General features: G+C 68.0%; 16 protein-coding genes. 12 read left to right on the top strand and 4 right to left on the bottom strand.

What is annotated here, in order from left to right:
• Window positions 1-10: 10 nt before the first annotated feature.
• The 6 genes from DIE02_RS11755 to DIE02_RS11730 all read left to right on the top strand — a co-directional run bounded on the left by DIE02_RS11755 (window position 11) and on the right by DIE02_RS11730 (window position 4,941).
• Window positions 11-640 (top strand): riboflavin synthase, encoded by a 630-nt coding sequence (locus tag DIE02_RS11755; RefSeq protein ID WP_124522134.1) that lies wholly within the window; start codon window positions 11-13, stop codon window positions 638-640.
• Between the two features lie 182 nt (window positions 641-822).
• Window positions 823-1,341: a DUF1993 family protein gene (locus DIE02_RS11750; RefSeq protein ID WP_124487766.1), complete on the top strand. Its 519-nt coding sequence runs from the start codon at window positions 823-825 to the stop codon at window positions 1,339-1,341.
• 187 nt (window positions 1,342-1,528) lie between these two features.
• Window positions 1,529-2,671, top strand: a complete 1,143-nt coding sequence (ribBA, locus tag DIE02_RS11745) for a bifunctional 3,4-dihydroxy-2-butanone-4-phosphate synthase/GTP cyclohydrolase II (RefSeq protein ID WP_044846224.1) — start codon at window positions 1,529-1,531, stop codon at window positions 2,669-2,671.
• A 53-nt stretch (window positions 2,672-2,724) separates the two neighbouring features.
• Window positions 2,725-3,240, top strand: coding sequence for a 6,7-dimethyl-8-ribityllumazine synthase (gene ribH, locus DIE02_RS11740; RefSeq protein ID WP_040143614.1), 516 nt, complete (start codon window positions 2,725-2,727; stop codon window positions 3,238-3,240).
• The gene (gene nusB / locus DIE02_RS11735; RefSeq protein ID WP_044846225.1) at window positions 3,237-3,674 is read left to right on the top strand and encodes a transcription antitermination factor NusB; all 438 of its coding nucleotides are present in this window, start codon (window positions 3,237-3,239) and stop codon (window positions 3,672-3,674) included. The genes ribH and nusB overlap by 4 nt, the downstream gene beginning before the upstream one ends.
• 70 nt (window positions 3,675-3,744) lie before the next feature.
• A complete protein-coding gene (locus DIE02_RS11730) occupies window positions 3,745-4,941 on the top strand; it encodes a pyridoxal phosphate-dependent aminotransferase (protein WP_124522136.1) in 1,197 nt (398 codons plus the stop codon).
• A 120-nt stretch (window positions 4,942-5,061) separates the two neighbouring features.
• Here DIE02_RS11730 and DIE02_RS11725 read toward each other — a convergent pair whose 3' ends face one another.
• Window positions 5,062-6,189 (bottom strand): transglycosylase SLT domain-containing protein, encoded by a 1,128-nt coding sequence (locus tag DIE02_RS11725; RefSeq protein ID WP_124522138.1) that lies wholly within the window; start codon window positions 6,187-6,189, stop codon window positions 5,062-5,064.
• A 597-nt stretch (window positions 6,190-6,786) separates the two neighbouring features.
• On the opposite strand from DIE02_RS11725, the gene DIE02_RS11720 reads away from it, so the two are divergent.
• Window positions 6,787-8,343 carry a UbiD family decarboxylase gene (locus DIE02_RS11720; protein WP_124487762.1) on the top strand — a complete coding sequence of 519 codons (1,557 nt, stop codon included), beginning with the start codon at window positions 6,787-6,789 and terminating at the stop codon, window positions 8,341-8,343.
• A gap of 34 nt (window positions 8,344-8,377) precedes the next feature.
• Window positions 8,378-9,052, top strand: a complete 675-nt coding sequence (locus DIE02_RS11715) for a LysE family translocator (protein WP_124487761.1) — start codon at window positions 8,378-8,380, stop codon at window positions 9,050-9,052.
• 103 nt (window positions 9,053-9,155) lie between these two features.
• Here DIE02_RS11715 and DIE02_RS11710 read toward each other — a convergent pair whose 3' ends face one another.
• Entirely contained in the window at window positions 9,156-9,449 is a 294-nt protein-coding gene (locus tag DIE02_RS11710) for a hypothetical protein (protein ID WP_044846230.1), read from the bottom strand.
• Window positions 9,450-9,961: 512 nt separating this feature from the next.
• Between DIE02_RS11710 and DIE02_RS11700 the strand changes: the two genes are divergently transcribed.
• Both DIE02_RS11700 and DIE02_RS11695 read left to right on the top strand, forming a co-directional pair.
• The gene (locus DIE02_RS11700; protein WP_124521629.1) at window positions 9,962-10,891 is read left to right on the top strand and encodes a Rossmann-like and DUF2520 domain-containing protein; all 930 of its coding nucleotides are present in this window, start codon (window positions 9,962-9,964) and stop codon (window positions 10,889-10,891) included.
• A 76-nt stretch (window positions 10,892-10,967) separates the two neighbouring features.
• Window positions 10,968-11,531, top strand: coding sequence for a YggT family protein (locus tag DIE02_RS11695; RefSeq protein ID WP_044846232.1), 564 nt, complete (start codon window positions 10,968-10,970; stop codon window positions 11,529-11,531).
• A gap of 14 nt (window positions 11,532-11,545) precedes the next feature.
• On the opposite strand, the gene DIE02_RS11690 is transcribed toward DIE02_RS11695, so the two are convergent.
• Window positions 11,546-11,896: a DUF190 domain-containing protein gene (locus DIE02_RS11690; RefSeq protein ID WP_124487758.1), complete on the bottom strand. Its 351-nt coding sequence runs from the start codon at window positions 11,894-11,896 to the stop codon at window positions 11,546-11,548.
• Between the two features lie 24 nt (window positions 11,897-11,920).
• Complete coding sequence (gene crcB, locus DIE02_RS11685) at window positions 11,921-12,307, bottom strand: fluoride efflux transporter CrcB (protein ID WP_124522140.1); 387 nt, start codon at window positions 12,305-12,307, stop codon at window positions 11,921-11,923.
• A 53-nt stretch (window positions 12,308-12,360) separates the two neighbouring features.
• Between crcB and DIE02_RS11680 the strand changes: the two genes are divergently transcribed.
• Window positions 12,361-12,579: a hypothetical protein gene (locus DIE02_RS11680; protein WP_124521625.1), complete on the top strand. Its 219-nt coding sequence runs from the start codon at window positions 12,361-12,363 to the stop codon at window positions 12,577-12,579.
• Between the two features lie 137 nt (window positions 12,580-12,716).
• On the top strand, window positions 12,717-13,928 hold the full coding sequence (locus tag DIE02_RS11675) for a S53 family peptidase (RefSeq protein WP_124522142.1): 1,212 nt from the start codon (window positions 12,717-12,719) through the stop codon (window positions 13,926-13,928).
• Window positions 13,929-13,943: the final 15 nt, after the last annotated feature.

The raw sequence follows: 13,943 nt of genomic DNA, 5'->3' as shown, positions 1-13,943 counted from the left end.
AGCCGTCACGATGTTTACCGGAATTGTCGCGGCCGTCGGCCGCATCGAATCGATCACCCCGCTCGGCGTGTCGCCCGACGCGGGCGTGCGGCTGACCGTACAGGCCGGCGGGCTCGACCTCGCCGATGTCGCGCTCGGCGACAGCATCGCGATCCAGGGTGCGTGCATGACGGTGATCGCCAAGACCGGCACCGGATTCGACGTCGACGTGTCGCGCGAAAGCCTGAACCGCACGGTCGGGCTCGCGCAACCCGGCGAAGTGAACCTCGAGAAGGCGCTGCGCGCGCACGACCGCCTCGGCGGGCACATCGTGTCGGGCCACGTCGACGGCCTCGGTACCGTGACGCGCTTCGCGCCGGTCGGCGAATCGCACGAGCTGCGCATCGTCGCACCGCGCGAGCTCGGCCGCTATCTGGCGTACAAGGGCTCGATCACGGTCAACGGCGTGAGCCTGACCGTCAACACGGTCGACGATCGCGCCGACGGCTGCGAATTCTCGATCAACCTGATCCCGCATACGGTCGATGTCACGACGCTGCGTCACGTGAAGGCCGGCGACAAGGTCAATCTCGAAGTCGACATGATCGCGCGGTATGTCGAGCGGATGATGTCGGCATCGCAGGGCGTGCATCAGGACTGATCCGGCGGTTCCGCCCCCTGGGCAGGGATTGGCGGCTGGCGGCTCGGCGCGGCACCTGGCCTGATGGCCAACGACGCGCACGCGCCATCCCGTCGCGCTAAGATGCAACGGCAGCGTTTTCGGCGCCGCGACGCACGGTGCGCCGCGTACCGGCTGCCCCTTTTCCTCCAGGAGTCGTCCCCATGTCCATCTCGATGTACCAGGCTTCGCTGCCCGTCCTGATCCGCGGCCTGACCAACCTGCAGCACATCCTCGGCAAGGCGCAGGCGCATGCGGCCGAGAAGCAGATCGACCCGTCGGTGTTCATCGGCGCACGCCTCTATCCGGACATGCTGCCGCTCGTCCGCCAGGTGTACATCGCGACCGACACGGCCAAGGGTTGCGCCGCCCGGCTCGCCGGCGTCGACATCCCGAGCTTCCCCGACGTCGAGCAGACGTTCGACGAACTGCATGCGCGCATCCAGAAGACGATCGACTACCTGAAAGGCTTCGACGCCGCGCAGATCGACGGCAGCGAAGAACGCCAGGTCGTGCTCAAGATGCGTGTCGGTCCGATCGAGTTCACCGGGCAGTCGTACCTGCTGAACTTCGTGCTGCCCAACTTCTTCTTCCACGTGACGACGGCGTACGACATCCTGCGTCACAGCGGCGTCGAACTCGGCAAGCTCGACTACCTCGGCGGCCGCAACGACCACGCGTGACGCACGGCGGGGCCCCGGCCAGCCTGCGGCTGCCTGACATCGGGCGGGCCGCGGCGGCCCGGGCAGGCCCGCCTCGCAGGCCGGTCGCGCCGCGTTTCGGCGCGCTCGCCGGCCGCGCGCAGCCGGTGCCAGCCGAAACGCGGCCCGGCTGGCGTAAAATACGCACTTTCCTCTTTCTCGCCCCCTTATGACGCTCGCCTCCACGCTCGACATCATCGCGGAGTTGAAAGCCGGCCGGATGGTGATCCTGGTCGACGAAGAAGACCGCGAAAACGAAGGCGACCTCGTGATCGCCGCCGAATTCGTCACGCCGGAAGCGATCAACTTCATGGCCAAGTACGGCCGTGGCCTGATTTGTCTGACGTTGACGCAGGAACGCTGCAAGCAGCTGCACCTGCCGCTGATGACCTACCGCAACGGCACCCAGTACGGCACCGCGTTCACGGTCAGCATCGAAGCGGCCGAAGGCGTGACGACCGGCATCTCGGCCGCCGACCGCGCGCATACGATCGCCACGGCGGTCGCGCACGACGTCCGTCCCGAGCACATCGTGCAGCCGGGCCACGTGTTCCCGATCATGGCGCAGCCGGGCGGCGTGCTGGTGCGCGCCGGCCACACCGAGGCCGGCTGCGACTTCACCGCGCTCGCCGGGCTCACGCCGGCCGCGGTGATCTGCGAGGTCATCAAGGACGACGGCACGATGGCGCGCCTGCCCGACCTGCTCGAGTTCGCGAAGGAACACGGCCTGAAGATCGGCACGATCGCCGACCTGATCCAGTACCGCAGCCGCACCGAATCGATCATCGAGCGAATCGCCGAGCGCACGATGCAGACCGCGCACGGCACGTTCCGCGCGGTGCTGTACCGCGACCAGCCGAGCGGCTCGCCGCACATCGCGCTGGTGCGCGGCACGCCGTCGCCCGACGTCGATACGCCCGTGCGCGTGCACGAGCCGCTGTCGGTCCTCGACCTGCTCGAGACGGGCGTCTCGACACACTCGTGGACGCTCGACGCGGCGATGCGCGACATCGCGGAACGCGACCTCGGCGTGATCGTGCTGCTCAACTGCGGCGACACGAAGGAACATCTGATCGACGTCTTCAAGGCGTTCGACGAGGAAGAAAAGGCTGCTGCGCTGAAGCGCCGGCCGGTCGATTTCAAGACGTTCGGCATCGGCGCGCAGATCCTGCGCGATGTCGGCGTCGCCAGGATGCAGGTGCTGTCGAATCCGCGCAAGCTGGGCAGCATGTCCGGCTACGGCCTCGAAGTCACGGGCTTCATTCCGATGCCCGGCGGCGAAGCCAAGTCCTGCCCGGCGTCCCACGCGTAACCCGCCACGACGCTTTCGCCCTATAACCGTTCATCCACACCACGGACCAGATCATGGAAATCGGACAATACCAACCGAATCTCGAAGGCGACGGCCTGCGTATCGGCATCGTGCAATCCCGCTTCAACGAACCCGTCTGCAACGGCCTCGCCGATGCGTGCGTCGAAGAACTCGAGCGCCTCGGCGTCTCCGGTGAAGACGTGCTGCTCGTGTCGGTGCCCGGCGCGCTGGAAATCCCGCTCGCGCTGCAGAAGCTCGCGGAAAGCGGCCAGTTCGACGCACTGATCGCGCTCGGCGCGGTGATCCGCGGCGAGACGTACCATTTCGAACTCGTGTCGAACGAAAGCGGCGCGGGCATCACCCGCATCGGCCTCGACTTCAACCTGCCGATCGCGAACGCGGTCCTGACGACCGAAAACGACGAGCAGGCCGTCGCGCGCATGACCGAAAAGGGTCGTGACGCCGCACGCGTCGCGGTCGAGATGGCCAACCTGACGATGGCACTCGACCAGCTCGGCGACGACGAGGACGAAGAAGAAGACGAAGACGACGAAGAGGAGCGCGCATGAAGAAGAGCGCCCGCCGACAATCGCGCGAGCTGGCGACGCAGGGCCTGTATCAGTGGCTGCTGTCGAACGCGGCCCCCGGCGAGATCGACGCGCAACTGCGCGGCGCGCTCGGTTACGACAAGGCCGACAAGGAGCTGCTCGACGCGATCCTGCACGGCGTGATTCGCGAGCATGCGACGCTCGTCGAAGCCCTCACGCCGTCGCTGGACCGTCCGGTCGACCAGCTGTCGCCGGTCGAACGCGCCGTGCTGCTGATCGCGACGTTCGAGCTCACGCATCATGTCGAAACGCCGTACCGCGTGATCATCAACGAAGCAGTCGAACTCGCGAAGACGTTCGGCGGCTCCGACGGCTACAAGTACGTCAACGGCGTGCTCGACAAGCTCGCCGCGAAGCTGCGCCCCGCCGAAACGCAGGCGCGCCGCAACGGCTGATTCCGCAGGTGGACGGGCGCGCGAGCGCCCGTTTTTCGTTCTCCCTCCCCCTCCCCGCTCCGCCCGACCGATGAATACCACCGCCGATTCGCTCGTCACGCTCGCCGCACGCGTCGACGCGATCCAGCCCTTCTACGTGATGGAACTGATGAAGGAGGCACAGCGGCTCGAGTCCTCCGGGCGCGACGTTATCCACATGGGCATCGGCGAGCCGGACTTCACCGCACCGGAGCCCGTCGTCGAGGCGGCGGCGGCCGCGTTGCGCCGCGGCGTCACGCAGTACACGAGCGCGCTCGGCATCGCGCCGCTGCGCGAAGCGATCGCCGCGCACTACGCGCGCGCGTACGGCCTCACGATCAGCCCCGAGCGGATCGTCGTGACGGCCGGCGCGTCGGCCGCGCTGCTGCTCGCGTGCCTCGCGCTCGTGGGCCGCGACGACGAGGTGCTGATGCCCGACCCGTCGTACCCGTGCAACCGGCACTTCGTCGCGGCGGCCGAAGGCCGCCCGGTGCTCGTGCCGAGCGGCCCGGAAGCGCGCTTCCAGCTCACCGCGGACGACGTCCGCACGCGCTGGGGCAGCCGCACGCGCGGCGTGCTGCTCGCGTCGCCGTCGAACCCGACCGGCACGTCGCTCGAGCCGGACGAACTGAAGCGGATCGTCGAAGCCGTGCGCGCCCGCGGCGGCTTCACGATCGTCGACGAGATCTACCAGGGGCTCAGCTATGACACGGCGCCCGTGTCGGCGCTGTCGTACGGCGATGATGTCGTCACCGTCAACAGCTTCTCGAAGTACTTCAGCATGACCGGCTGGCGGCTCGGCTGGCTGGTCGTACCGCCCGCGCTCGTGAGCACGTTCGAAAAGCTGTCGCAGAACCTGTTCATCTGCCCGTCCACGCTCGCGCAGCACGCGGCGCTCGCGTGCTTCGAACCGGCGGCGCTCGACATCTACGAGGCGCGCCGCCTCGAATTCAAGCGTCGCCGCGACTTCATCGCGCCGGCGCTCGAACGGCTCGGCTTCACGGTGCCCGTGATGCCGGACGGCGCGTTCTACGTCTATGCGCACTGCGGCGGCGTCGCCCATCCGGCGGCCGGCGACAGCGCGGCGCTCACGCAGGCGATGCTGCACGACGCGGGCGTCGTGCTGGTGCCGGGCATGGATTTCGGCGTGCATGCGCCGCGCGACTATATCCGGCTGTCCTATGCGACCGCCTATTCGCGCCTCGAAGAGGCCGTCGAGCGGCTCGCGACGCTGTTCGGCCAGCACTGACGTCCGAGCGGCCCTCCCGGCCGGCGTGCCGGGCGCTACCGTCCGCGCCAAAACAAAAAGGCACCCGAATCGGGTGCCTTTTTGCTTGAGTCCTGCCGGAACCGCGGGGCGTTGCGTGACTTACGCGCCGAGCTCCGAATGATCGCCGTGCGCCTGCTTCGCGGTGTCGACGCTTGCGTCGTCCTGCTGCGGCGCGCCCTTCGGCGCGGCGGCGGCCTTCGCGGCGATCGGCTGCGCGGTGTCGAGCGTCGCGTGCACGCGCTTCGTGCTGCCTGCCGCTGCCGTCACGGCCGCGGTGACGATCGGCTTCGACGGCTGGGCCGGCGCCTGCGGCGCATTGACCGGCACGCTGCGGCCGTGCGCGACGTCGCGCAGGCGGCCGCGCTCGGCCATGACCTTCGAGCCGTACACGGTGTCGTCCGGGTTGGTCGAGCCGTTGTACAGACGCAGGCCGTTCGCAAGCGAGCCGCCGCGGGCGATGCAGTCCTTCAGCACGAGCGCGCCGACCTGCAGGTTCGCGAGCGGCTGCAGCGCGGTGTCGGTACCGCCGAAATATTCGAACTTGTCGGAATGGACCTTCGACATGACCTGCATCAGGCCTTGCGCGCCGACGCCGCTTTCCGCGTACGGGTTGAAGCCCGATTCGATCGCCATCACGGACAGCAGCAGCAGCGGATCGAGGCCGACGTCGTGGCCGGTCTGGAACGCGGCCTTGACGAGCTGGCCGAGCGGCTCCTGGGCGACCCGGTAACGGCGCGACAGGTAGGTGGCGACGAGCGCCTGCTGGCGGTTCGACGCGAGCGCGCGGTCGTCGCGCGCATCGGCCGGGACCCGCTGGGACGGGATCAGTTTCGCGAGCGCGACAGGCGACGGGCCGTTGCGGGCCGCATCGGACGCATCGCTTTGCGCGGCGGTTTCCGGTGCCACGTCGAGACCGACGGCGAGCGCATCCGTCTCGGGAGCCTCTTCCTGCTGCGGCTGCGCGCCGGCGGGCGCGAAGTTCGGCAGCGGATGGCCGGTCAGCAGACGGGCCGGACCGGCCTGCACGGCCGCGGATACGACCGGCATCAGCTTCGCGGCGAGGTTCCCGCGCACGGTCGGCAGCAGCCACAGGGCCAGTGCGATCGCGACGGCGAAACAGCCGACGACGCTGAATAAATGGTGACTGACACGCGTCCCGCGACGCAGCATGTTGCGCACGATCTGTGCATGCTGCTCACTGGGACGCCACGATAACCAAGCGTTCATTCAGATCATCTCCCATGAACATGACTCGTGCGGCTCGCTCGGCTCGATGGCGAGACAGAAAACGCGCCGCGGAATCACGACGCCGCACGCCTTGGTCGGGGCATGCAGGCATCGGGGAAACGGTATAAGTACCGTTCGAGGCCACGGTATAAGACGGCCGGCACCTTCGCACACTGGGCGAGGCGGGCATACGCGGTGGCACCCACGCAAAAAACCAGCGTCTGGTGGCGCTGGCTGGGACTACGACAAAGGCCGTCGAATACGCCGTGCAGGTTTCGGCGGACGGTGACGCGCTGCGTCAAAGATCGGTGATTGGCGGCTCGAAGCCTTTTACCCTGCAGCCAATGTGAGCGGATTCTAGCAGGGTTTTATAGATCGTCAACACTATAAAACCTCAAAATTATAACAAAAAGTAATTTTGAACCGCCCTTCAGATCGCGAGCCCCCTGCCGTAGGGGCTCTCCGCGCGGTCCACTTTTTTCTCCGCCCGGGCGTCCGCGCGGCGGCCCGGGTAAAATCTGCGCTCGATTCGGGGCCGCAGCCGGCCGCTGCGCCCGCCCATCGCTGCCCGCCTTGCGGGCGGCTCGGACCTTGTTCATGAAATACAAAGACTTACGCGATTTCATCCAGCGCCTCGAGGCGCTCGGCGAACTGCGGCGCGTCACGCAACCCGTGTCGCCCGTGCTCGAAATGACCGAGCTGTGCGACCGCGTGCTGCGCGCCGGCGGCCCGGCGCTGCTGTTCGCCGCGCCGCCCGGCAATGCGTTCCCGGTGCTCGGCAACCTGTTCGGCACACCGCGCCGCGTCGCGCTCGGGATGGGCGTCGATGCCGGCGACGACGCCGCGCTCGGCTCCCTGCGCGACCTCGGGCGGCTGCTGTCCGCGCTGAAGGAGCCGGATCCGCCGAAGAGCCTGAAGGACGCCGGCAAGCTGCTGTCGCTCGCGAAGGCCGTATGGGACATGGCGCCGAAATCGGTGTCGTCGCCACCGTGCCAGGAGATCGTCTGGGAAGGTGCCGACGTCGACCTGCACAAGCTGCCGATCCAGACCTGCTGGCCCGGCGACGCGGGGCCGCTCGTCACGTGGGGCCTCACGGTCACGCGCGGGCCGAACAAGCCGCGCCAGAACCTCGGCATCTACCGCCAGCAGCTGATCGGCCGCAACAAGCTGATCATGCGCTGGCTCGCGCATCGCGGCGGTGCGCTCGACTTCCGCGAATTCGCGTTGAAGAACCCCGGCAAGCCATATCCGGTCGCGGTCGTGCTCGGCGCGGATCCGGCCACGACGCTCGGCGCGGTGACGCCGGTGCCCGATTCGCTGTCCGAGTATCAGTTCGCCGGCCTGCTGCGCGGCAGCCGCACCGAGCTCGCGAAGTGCCTGACGCCCGGCGTCGACACGCTGCAGGTGCCCGCCCGCGCGGAGATCGTGCTCGAAGGTTTCATTTATCCGCAGGAAGGCGCGCCCGCCCCCGCCCCGGCCGGCGCACCGCCGCGGCCGGCCGGCAACGCGTCGGCCGCTTATGAGCACGCGCTCGAAGGCCCGTACGGCGACCACACCGGCTACTACAACGAACAGGAGTGGTTCCCGGTGTTCACCGTCGAGCGCATCACGATGCGTCGCGACGCGATCTATCACTCGACCTATACGGGCAAGCCGCCCGACGAGCCGGCCGTGCTCGGCGTCGCGCTCAACGAGGTGTTCGTGCCGCTGCTGCAGAAGCAGTTCACCGAGATCACCGACTTCTACCTGCCGCCGGAAGGCTGCAGCTACCGGATGGCGATCGTCCAGATGAAGAAGAGCTACGCCGGCCATGCGAAGCGCGTGATGTTCGGCGTGTGGAGCTTCCTGCGGCAGTTCATGTATACGAAGTTCATCGTGGTCGTCGACGAGGACGTGAACATCCGCGACTGGAACGAGGTGATCTGGGCGATCACGACGCGCGTCGACCCCGTGCGCGACACCGTGATGGTCGACAGCACGCCGATCGACTATCTGGATTTCGCGTCGCCCGTCGCGGGCCTCGGCTCGAAGATGGGGCTCGACGCGACCAACAAGTGGCCCGGCGAGACGAACCGCGAATGGGGCCGCCCGATCGAGATGGACGCCGCCGTGAAGGCGCGCGTCGACCGCCTCTGGCAGGAGATCGGACTGTAAGTCCGCGCGCTGAACGCACCCGACAAGAACGACGATGAGCTTTCCTCCCGCCTCGATGCTGTCCGACGGATTCTTCCTGTCGCTTTCGCTATGTCTCGACATCGGCCTCGTCAACGTCGCGATGCTGTCGCTGACGCTGTCGCACGGCTTCCGGCCCGGCTTCTGGCTCGGCGTCGGCTCGTGCGTCGGCGACCTCGTCTACGCGGCGCTCGCGCTCGCCGGCATGGCCGTGCTGCTGCAGTTCGAGACCGTGCGCTGGATCGTCTGGATCGGCGGCGGTGCGGTGCTGCTGTTCCTCACGTGGAAGATGGCGCGTGAAGCGCTCGCGCCGGCCGGCGGCACCGACGACGGCGATGCGGACGACACGCCGCAGCCGCGTGCCAGTGCGCGGCGCAGCTTCATGCGCGGGATGCTGCTCGCGATGTCGTCGCCGAGCGCGATCCTGTGGTTCGCGGCGGTCGGCGGCGCGCTAATCGCGAAAGCCGGCGCGACCACGCCGGCCACGGCGTCGGTGTTCCTGTCCGGCTTCTTCCTCGGCGGCCTCGCGTGGACGCTGTTCATGTGCACGCTCGCGAGCCAGGGCCGCAAGCGCGCGGGCGCGGGGCTGATGCGCGCATGCCACGTCGCGTCGGCGCTGCTGTTCGCGTATTTCTCGTACAGCGTGATCGTCGGCGGCTATCGCGACCTGATCGCGCACGCCGTGTCGTAACCGGCGCGCACCCGATCGCGCGCCCAATGAAAAACGGCGCAACGCCCCACGCGGGACGTTGCGCCGTTTTGCCGCGCGCGGTCAGGCCGCCGCGCGGAATGCGTCAACGACGCCAGTAGCCGTGGTGGCCCCAGCCGCCGTAACCGTGACGCCAGTACGGACGGCCGTAGTAGCCGCCGACGACCACGGGGGGCGGTGCATAGTAGGCCGGCGCCGGCGCGTAATACACGGGCGGGGGCGGCGGTGCGTAGTACACGGGCGGCGGCGCCGCATACACGGGATACGCAGGTGCGATCGGAACCCCGATGCCGACCCCGATCGACACGTGGGCCTGCGCGGCGCTCGCGGCACCCAGGCCCAGCGCGGCGGCGGCGATGAACGGAATGAGCTTTTTCACTTCGATTCTCCTGCTGGAGCGGTAATTTGTGCGCTCCTGTCGGCAACGGCGGGCATGCACGTCGCATGCAAGCAATGTAGCGAAAACCCGCCGCGCGCGTATCGCGCATTTGTTGCAAATTGCAATTCCATCCGGCTGCAAACACCGTGCGGCGTGGCCTTGCGGATCCTTGACATCGCTTGCCGGTCGCGTGATTCCGTCCGACCAGTGAAAGCGCGACACATTGTCCGGTCAGTCTTACCGGATCCGGCAAGCACGGCGGGCACGCTTCCGTAATGAACGATTACAAATTTGAGACAAGACGCCGACAATTCAACGGGGATGTGGCCCCCGCGTGATTCGGGGCCGAATCACGCGATCGTCGCGGGCGGCGAAAACGGCCGCGCGAATTTACCGCTACCCCGTGTCGCACGCGGTCTTCCAGGTCGTCCTCGCCCGACGCCGCCCTTGCGCGGCCGCCCCGTCATTCCTGCGATACTGGCGGCTGCTCCGTTTTCGCTTCGTGACCCACCATGTCCCTTCCCGACACGCCCCGCCTCGGCTTCATCGGCGCCGGCCGCCTGGCGCGCTGCCTTGCCCTGCGTTTCGCGGCGGCCGGCTTTCCGGTCGTCGCGATCGCGAGCCGCACGGCGGAATCGGCCACGGCGCTCGCCGCGCGCATCGACGGCTGCCGCGCGGTCGACACGCCGCAGCAGGTCGTCGACGCCGCCGACCTGATCTTCCTCACCGTGCCCGACGACCATCTCGCGTCGACCGCCGCGGCGTTGCGGTTCGACGCGGCGCGCGCGGCGAGCCAGGCGCTCGTCCACTGCAGCGGTGCGTCGGCGGTCGAGCTGCTCGATCCGGCCAAGCGGCAAGGCGTGGCCACGGGCGGCTTCCATCCGCTCTACCTGTTCGGCGGCACCGACGCCGATCTCGCCCGCATCGACGGCTGCTCGGTCACGCTCGAAGCCGACGGCGCGCTGCACGCGACGCTGCTGCGGCTTGCTGACGCACTCGGCTGCCATCCGCTGTCGATTCCGGCCGGCGGCCGGATGCTCTATCACGCGGCCGCCCATTACGCGGCGAGCTTCGCGCTGTGCGGGCTGTCGGAGGCGGTCGAGCTGTGGCGCGGCCTCGGCTTCGACGAGGAAGCGGCGCTGCGCGCGCTGCTGCCGATGCTCGCCGGCACGATCGAGACCGCGCGCGACAAGGGCCTCGCGAACGCACTCGCGGGCCCGGTATCGCGCGGCGACACCGGCATCGTCGAGCGTCAGCTCGCGCTGCTCGAGGCGCGCGGCGGCGATCACGCGACGCTGTACGCGCTGATGACCCGCCGCGCGGTCGCGCTCGCGGCGAAGCGCGCCGCGCCGCCGGCCGCGCTGCCGGCGCTCACGCAGGCCGTCGAAACGTCGCTCGCGCGCACGACCGGGCACCCCTCCCCGCCGCGGGACGAGGCGTGATAAGGTGTCGGCCGATGCGCCGCCATCCGGCGTTGGCGGCCGCACGCTACTCGACTGTATAAAAAGGATGCCAACGATGTTCGGCGAGATCGCCCGTTTTCTGCTCAATACCGTCTTCACGCTGTTCGGCGCCGCGCTGATCCTGCGCGTCTGGATGCAGGCCGTCCGCGTGCCGCCGTACAACCCCGTCACGCAGGCCGTGCTGCAGGCGACCAACTGGCTCGTGCTGCCGCTGCGCCGCGTGATCGCGGGCGTGCGCGGCATCGACTGGGCAAGCGTCGTCGCAGCGCTGCTCACCGCGCTCGTCTATGTGGTGCTGATGGTCGTGATGGCCGGCTTCGACCCGGCCTCGGTGATCGCGACGCTCGTCGTGGTCGCGCTGCTCACCGTCGTGAAGTGGGCGCTCAATCTCGTGATCTGGATGACGATCCTGATGGCGCTGCTGTCGTGGCTCAATCCGCGCTCGCCGGCGATGCCGATCCTCTACCAGCTCACCGCACCGTTCCTGAACCCGCTGCGCCGTGTGATCCCGAACCTCGGCGGCATCGACCTGTCGCCGATCCTGCTGTTCGTGATCGTGCAGGTGCTGCTGATGATCGTCACGCGCGCCGCCGTGTCGCTGACGATCTTCGGCATCTGATCCGACGTGTCGCGCTACGCTGCCGGCCCCTGCGCCGGCGGCGCCTCGAGCGTGTCGATCACGCCGAAATTCGCCGGAATCATCGCGTAACACACGCGCACTTTCTCGCGCGACACGCGCTCGAGCAGCCGCTTCGCCTCGTCCTCGGTGACGATGAACTCGACCTCGACCGCGAGCGAACCCTGCAGTTCGAAAAAGCGGTCCTCGTGCAGCACCCGATGCCGGCCGAAGCCGGCCATCGCGCGAAACGCCGAACCGCCCGCGACCCCCATCCGGTTTCCCTCCTCCAGCAACCACTCCCACAGCGGCTTCCAGTGCAGCCGGTGCTGCTCGTGCACGTAGAAGCGCAAGAAGACCCTGTCCATCGCGTCCTCCCGGTGCCGGCGCGCTCAGGCCGCCGCGAACCACGCGCGCGCGGTCCACATGCCGAGCGCCGTCAGCGTGAACGATCCAGTCAAGTGTAGGGCAGCCACCGCGAACGCCCATCCGAATTCGCCCTGCACCGCGTGCGTCATCACTTCGACCGAATAGGTCGAGAACGTCGTGAGGCCGCCGAGGAAGCCGGTGATCACGAACAGCCGCCACTCGGGCGGCAGCCCGACGCGGGTGGTAAAAACGACGGCGGCAACGCCGATCACGTAGCCGCCGATCAGGTTCGCGGCGAGCGTGCCGAGCGGCACGGCGGGAAAGAACGCGTTGAGCGCAAGGCTCAGAAACCAGCGCAGCAATGCGCCGAGCCCGGCGCCGACGAAGATCGCGACCATCGAATAGACCAAGGGAGCTCCTCGCTGACGAGCCCGCATCGCGGATGCGGCCTACGCCGAACTGTATGCGCAATCGCGCCGCGACGGCAATGCCGGAGGACCGGCGGACGGGGCCCGCATCGCGTCGCACCGGCATCACGCATTTCATTGTTCCGGCATCCGTGCCGCAATCGATTTTTTCCAATCGATTACGCCGGACATTACAAATCAAACCGGCGTCGATTATTTATCAGATTTTTAATACCGGAAAGATCAGCTTCGTCGGGCGGCACGCCAGCGCTTGAACGCCGCATTCCATTGGTATTTCACGTATTTACCCTCATCAGATATTCCCGTATTCGTTCGATATCCGATGCAATTTACGCAGCCGATTTCGTAGAATTGTTTCGCCCGCTACTCCATCGACATGGAGATTCGAAGAATGAACAATATCCGCCTGTCTTCCATGTTGATACCGGCGCTGTGCGCGTCGCTGCTCGCGTCGAGCGTCGCGCTCGCCGGGGACAACGGGCCGCCGCCCTACGTCGAGGGCGCCCGTGCACCCAAGGGATTCGCCCGTCCGCCGTTCCATACGAAACCGCGCGCAAGCACGGCCACGGTGGCCGGCCTCACGCCGGCGCTCACCCGGCACGCGTACGGATTCGACACGATCGCCAACCAGGGCGACGGGATGGTCGTTGCGATCGTCGACGCATACGACGACCCGCGGATCGAGTCCGATCTCGGCGTGTTCAGCAACGCGTTCTCGTTGCCGGCCTGCACCACGGCGAACGGCTGCTTCACCAAGGTATATGCACGCGGCGCGCGGCCCAGGGCCGATTCGGGCTGGGCGCTCGAGATATCGCTCGACGTCGAATGGGTGCATGCGATCGCACCGAAGGCGAGAATCGTGCTCGTCGAGGCCGCGTCGGCCAGCTTCAACGACCTGATGGCCGCGGTCGACGTCGCGGTCAAGCGCGGCGCGTCGGTCGTGTCGATGAGCTTCGGCGGCAACGAGTTCAACAGCGAAACCGGCTTCGACAGCCACTTCAACGTATCGGGTGTCACGTTCGTCGCGTCGTCCGGCGACAGCGGCACCGGCACCGAGTACCCGGCGGCGTCGCCGTACGTGGTGGCGGTGGGCGGCACGACGTTGTCCACCGACGTATCCGGCGCCTACGTCGGCGAGGCCGCGTGGAGCGGCAGCGGCGGCGGCGTGAGTTCCGTCGAGGGCGAACCGGCCGGCCAGACCGCCTGGCCGGTGCCGGTCGCCGGCAAGCGCGGCGTGCCCGACGTCAGCTACGACGCGAACCCGTCCAGCGGTTTCGCGGTGTACGACTCGGTCACCTACCAGGGGCAGGCGGGCTGGTTCCAGGTCGGCGGCACCAGCGCAGGCGCGCCGCAATGGTCGGCACTCGTCGCGATCGCGAATTCGCTGCGCGCGGCGGCCGGCAAAAGCCCGTTGAGCGGTACCTACAACACGCTCTATACGGTCGGGAAAAACGCCTACGGCAGCGACTATCACGACGTCACGACCGGGTCCAACGGCAGCTGCGGCAGCATCTGCAACGCCGCGGGCGGCTACGACTACGTGACCGGCCTCGGTTCGCCGCAAGCACCGGCACTCGTGCAGGCGCTCGTCGGCCAGCCGTAACGGGTGAACGCAGGC

The organism is Burkholderia sp. Bp8991 (genome assembly GCF_003853795.1).
GTDB lineage: Bacteria > Pseudomonadota > Gammaproteobacteria > Burkholderiales > Burkholderiaceae > Burkholderia.
This window is presented reverse-complemented; position numbering and strand designations above follow the sequence as displayed.

What these genes read in the sequence shown, in the direction of transcription:
- DIE02_RS11700 (WP_124521629.1), top strand. Translation starts at nt 9,962, where the DNA reads ATGTCCCTTCCCGACACGCCCCGCCTCGGCTTCATCGGCGCCGGCCGC.
- ribH (WP_040143614.1), top strand. Translation starts at nt 2,725, where the DNA reads ATGGAAATCGGACAATACCAACCGAATCTCGAAGGCGACGGCCTGCGT.
- DIE02_RS11725 (WP_124522138.1), bottom strand. Translation starts at nt 6,189, where the DNA reads ATGAACGCTTGGTTATCGTGGCGTCCCAGTGAGCAGCATGCACAGATC.
- DIE02_RS11715 (WP_124487761.1), top strand. Translation starts at nt 8,378, where the DNA reads ATGAGCTTTCCTCCCGCCTCGATGCTGTCCGACGGATTCTTCCTGTCG.
- DIE02_RS11680 (WP_124521625.1), top strand. Translation starts at nt 12,361, where the DNA reads ATGCGCAATCGCGCCGCGACGGCAATGCCGGAGGACCGGCGGACGGGG.
- DIE02_RS11750 (WP_124487766.1), top strand. Translation starts at nt 823, where the DNA reads ATGTCCATCTCGATGTACCAGGCTTCGCTGCCCGTCCTGATCCGCGGC.
- DIE02_RS11755 (WP_124522134.1), top strand. Translation starts at nt 11, where the DNA reads ATGTTTACCGGAATTGTCGCGGCCGTCGGCCGCATCGAATCGATCACC.
- DIE02_RS11720 (WP_124487762.1), top strand. Translation starts at nt 6,787, where the DNA reads ATGAAATACAAAGACTTACGCGATTTCATCCAGCGCCTCGAGGCGCTC.
- nusB (WP_044846225.1), top strand. Translation starts at nt 3,237, where the DNA reads ATGAAGAAGAGCGCCCGCCGACAATCGCGCGAGCTGGCGACGCAGGGC.
- DIE02_RS11730 (WP_124522136.1), top strand. Translation starts at nt 3,745, where the DNA reads ATGAATACCACCGCCGATTCGCTCGTCACGCTCGCCGCACGCGTCGAC.
- DIE02_RS11695 (WP_044846232.1), top strand. Translation starts at nt 10,968, where the DNA reads ATGTTCGGCGAGATCGCCCGTTTTCTGCTCAATACCGTCTTCACGCTG.
- DIE02_RS11675 (WP_124522142.1), top strand. Translation starts at nt 12,717, where the DNA reads ATGAACAATATCCGCCTGTCTTCCATGTTGATACCGGCGCTGTGCGCG.
- ribBA (WP_044846224.1), top strand. Translation starts at nt 1,529, where the DNA reads ATGACGCTCGCCTCCACGCTCGACATCATCGCGGAGTTGAAAGCCGGC.
- DIE02_RS11690 (WP_124487758.1), bottom strand. Translation starts at nt 11,896, where the DNA reads ATGGACAGGGTCTTCTTGCGCTTCTACGTGCACGAGCAGCACCGGCTG.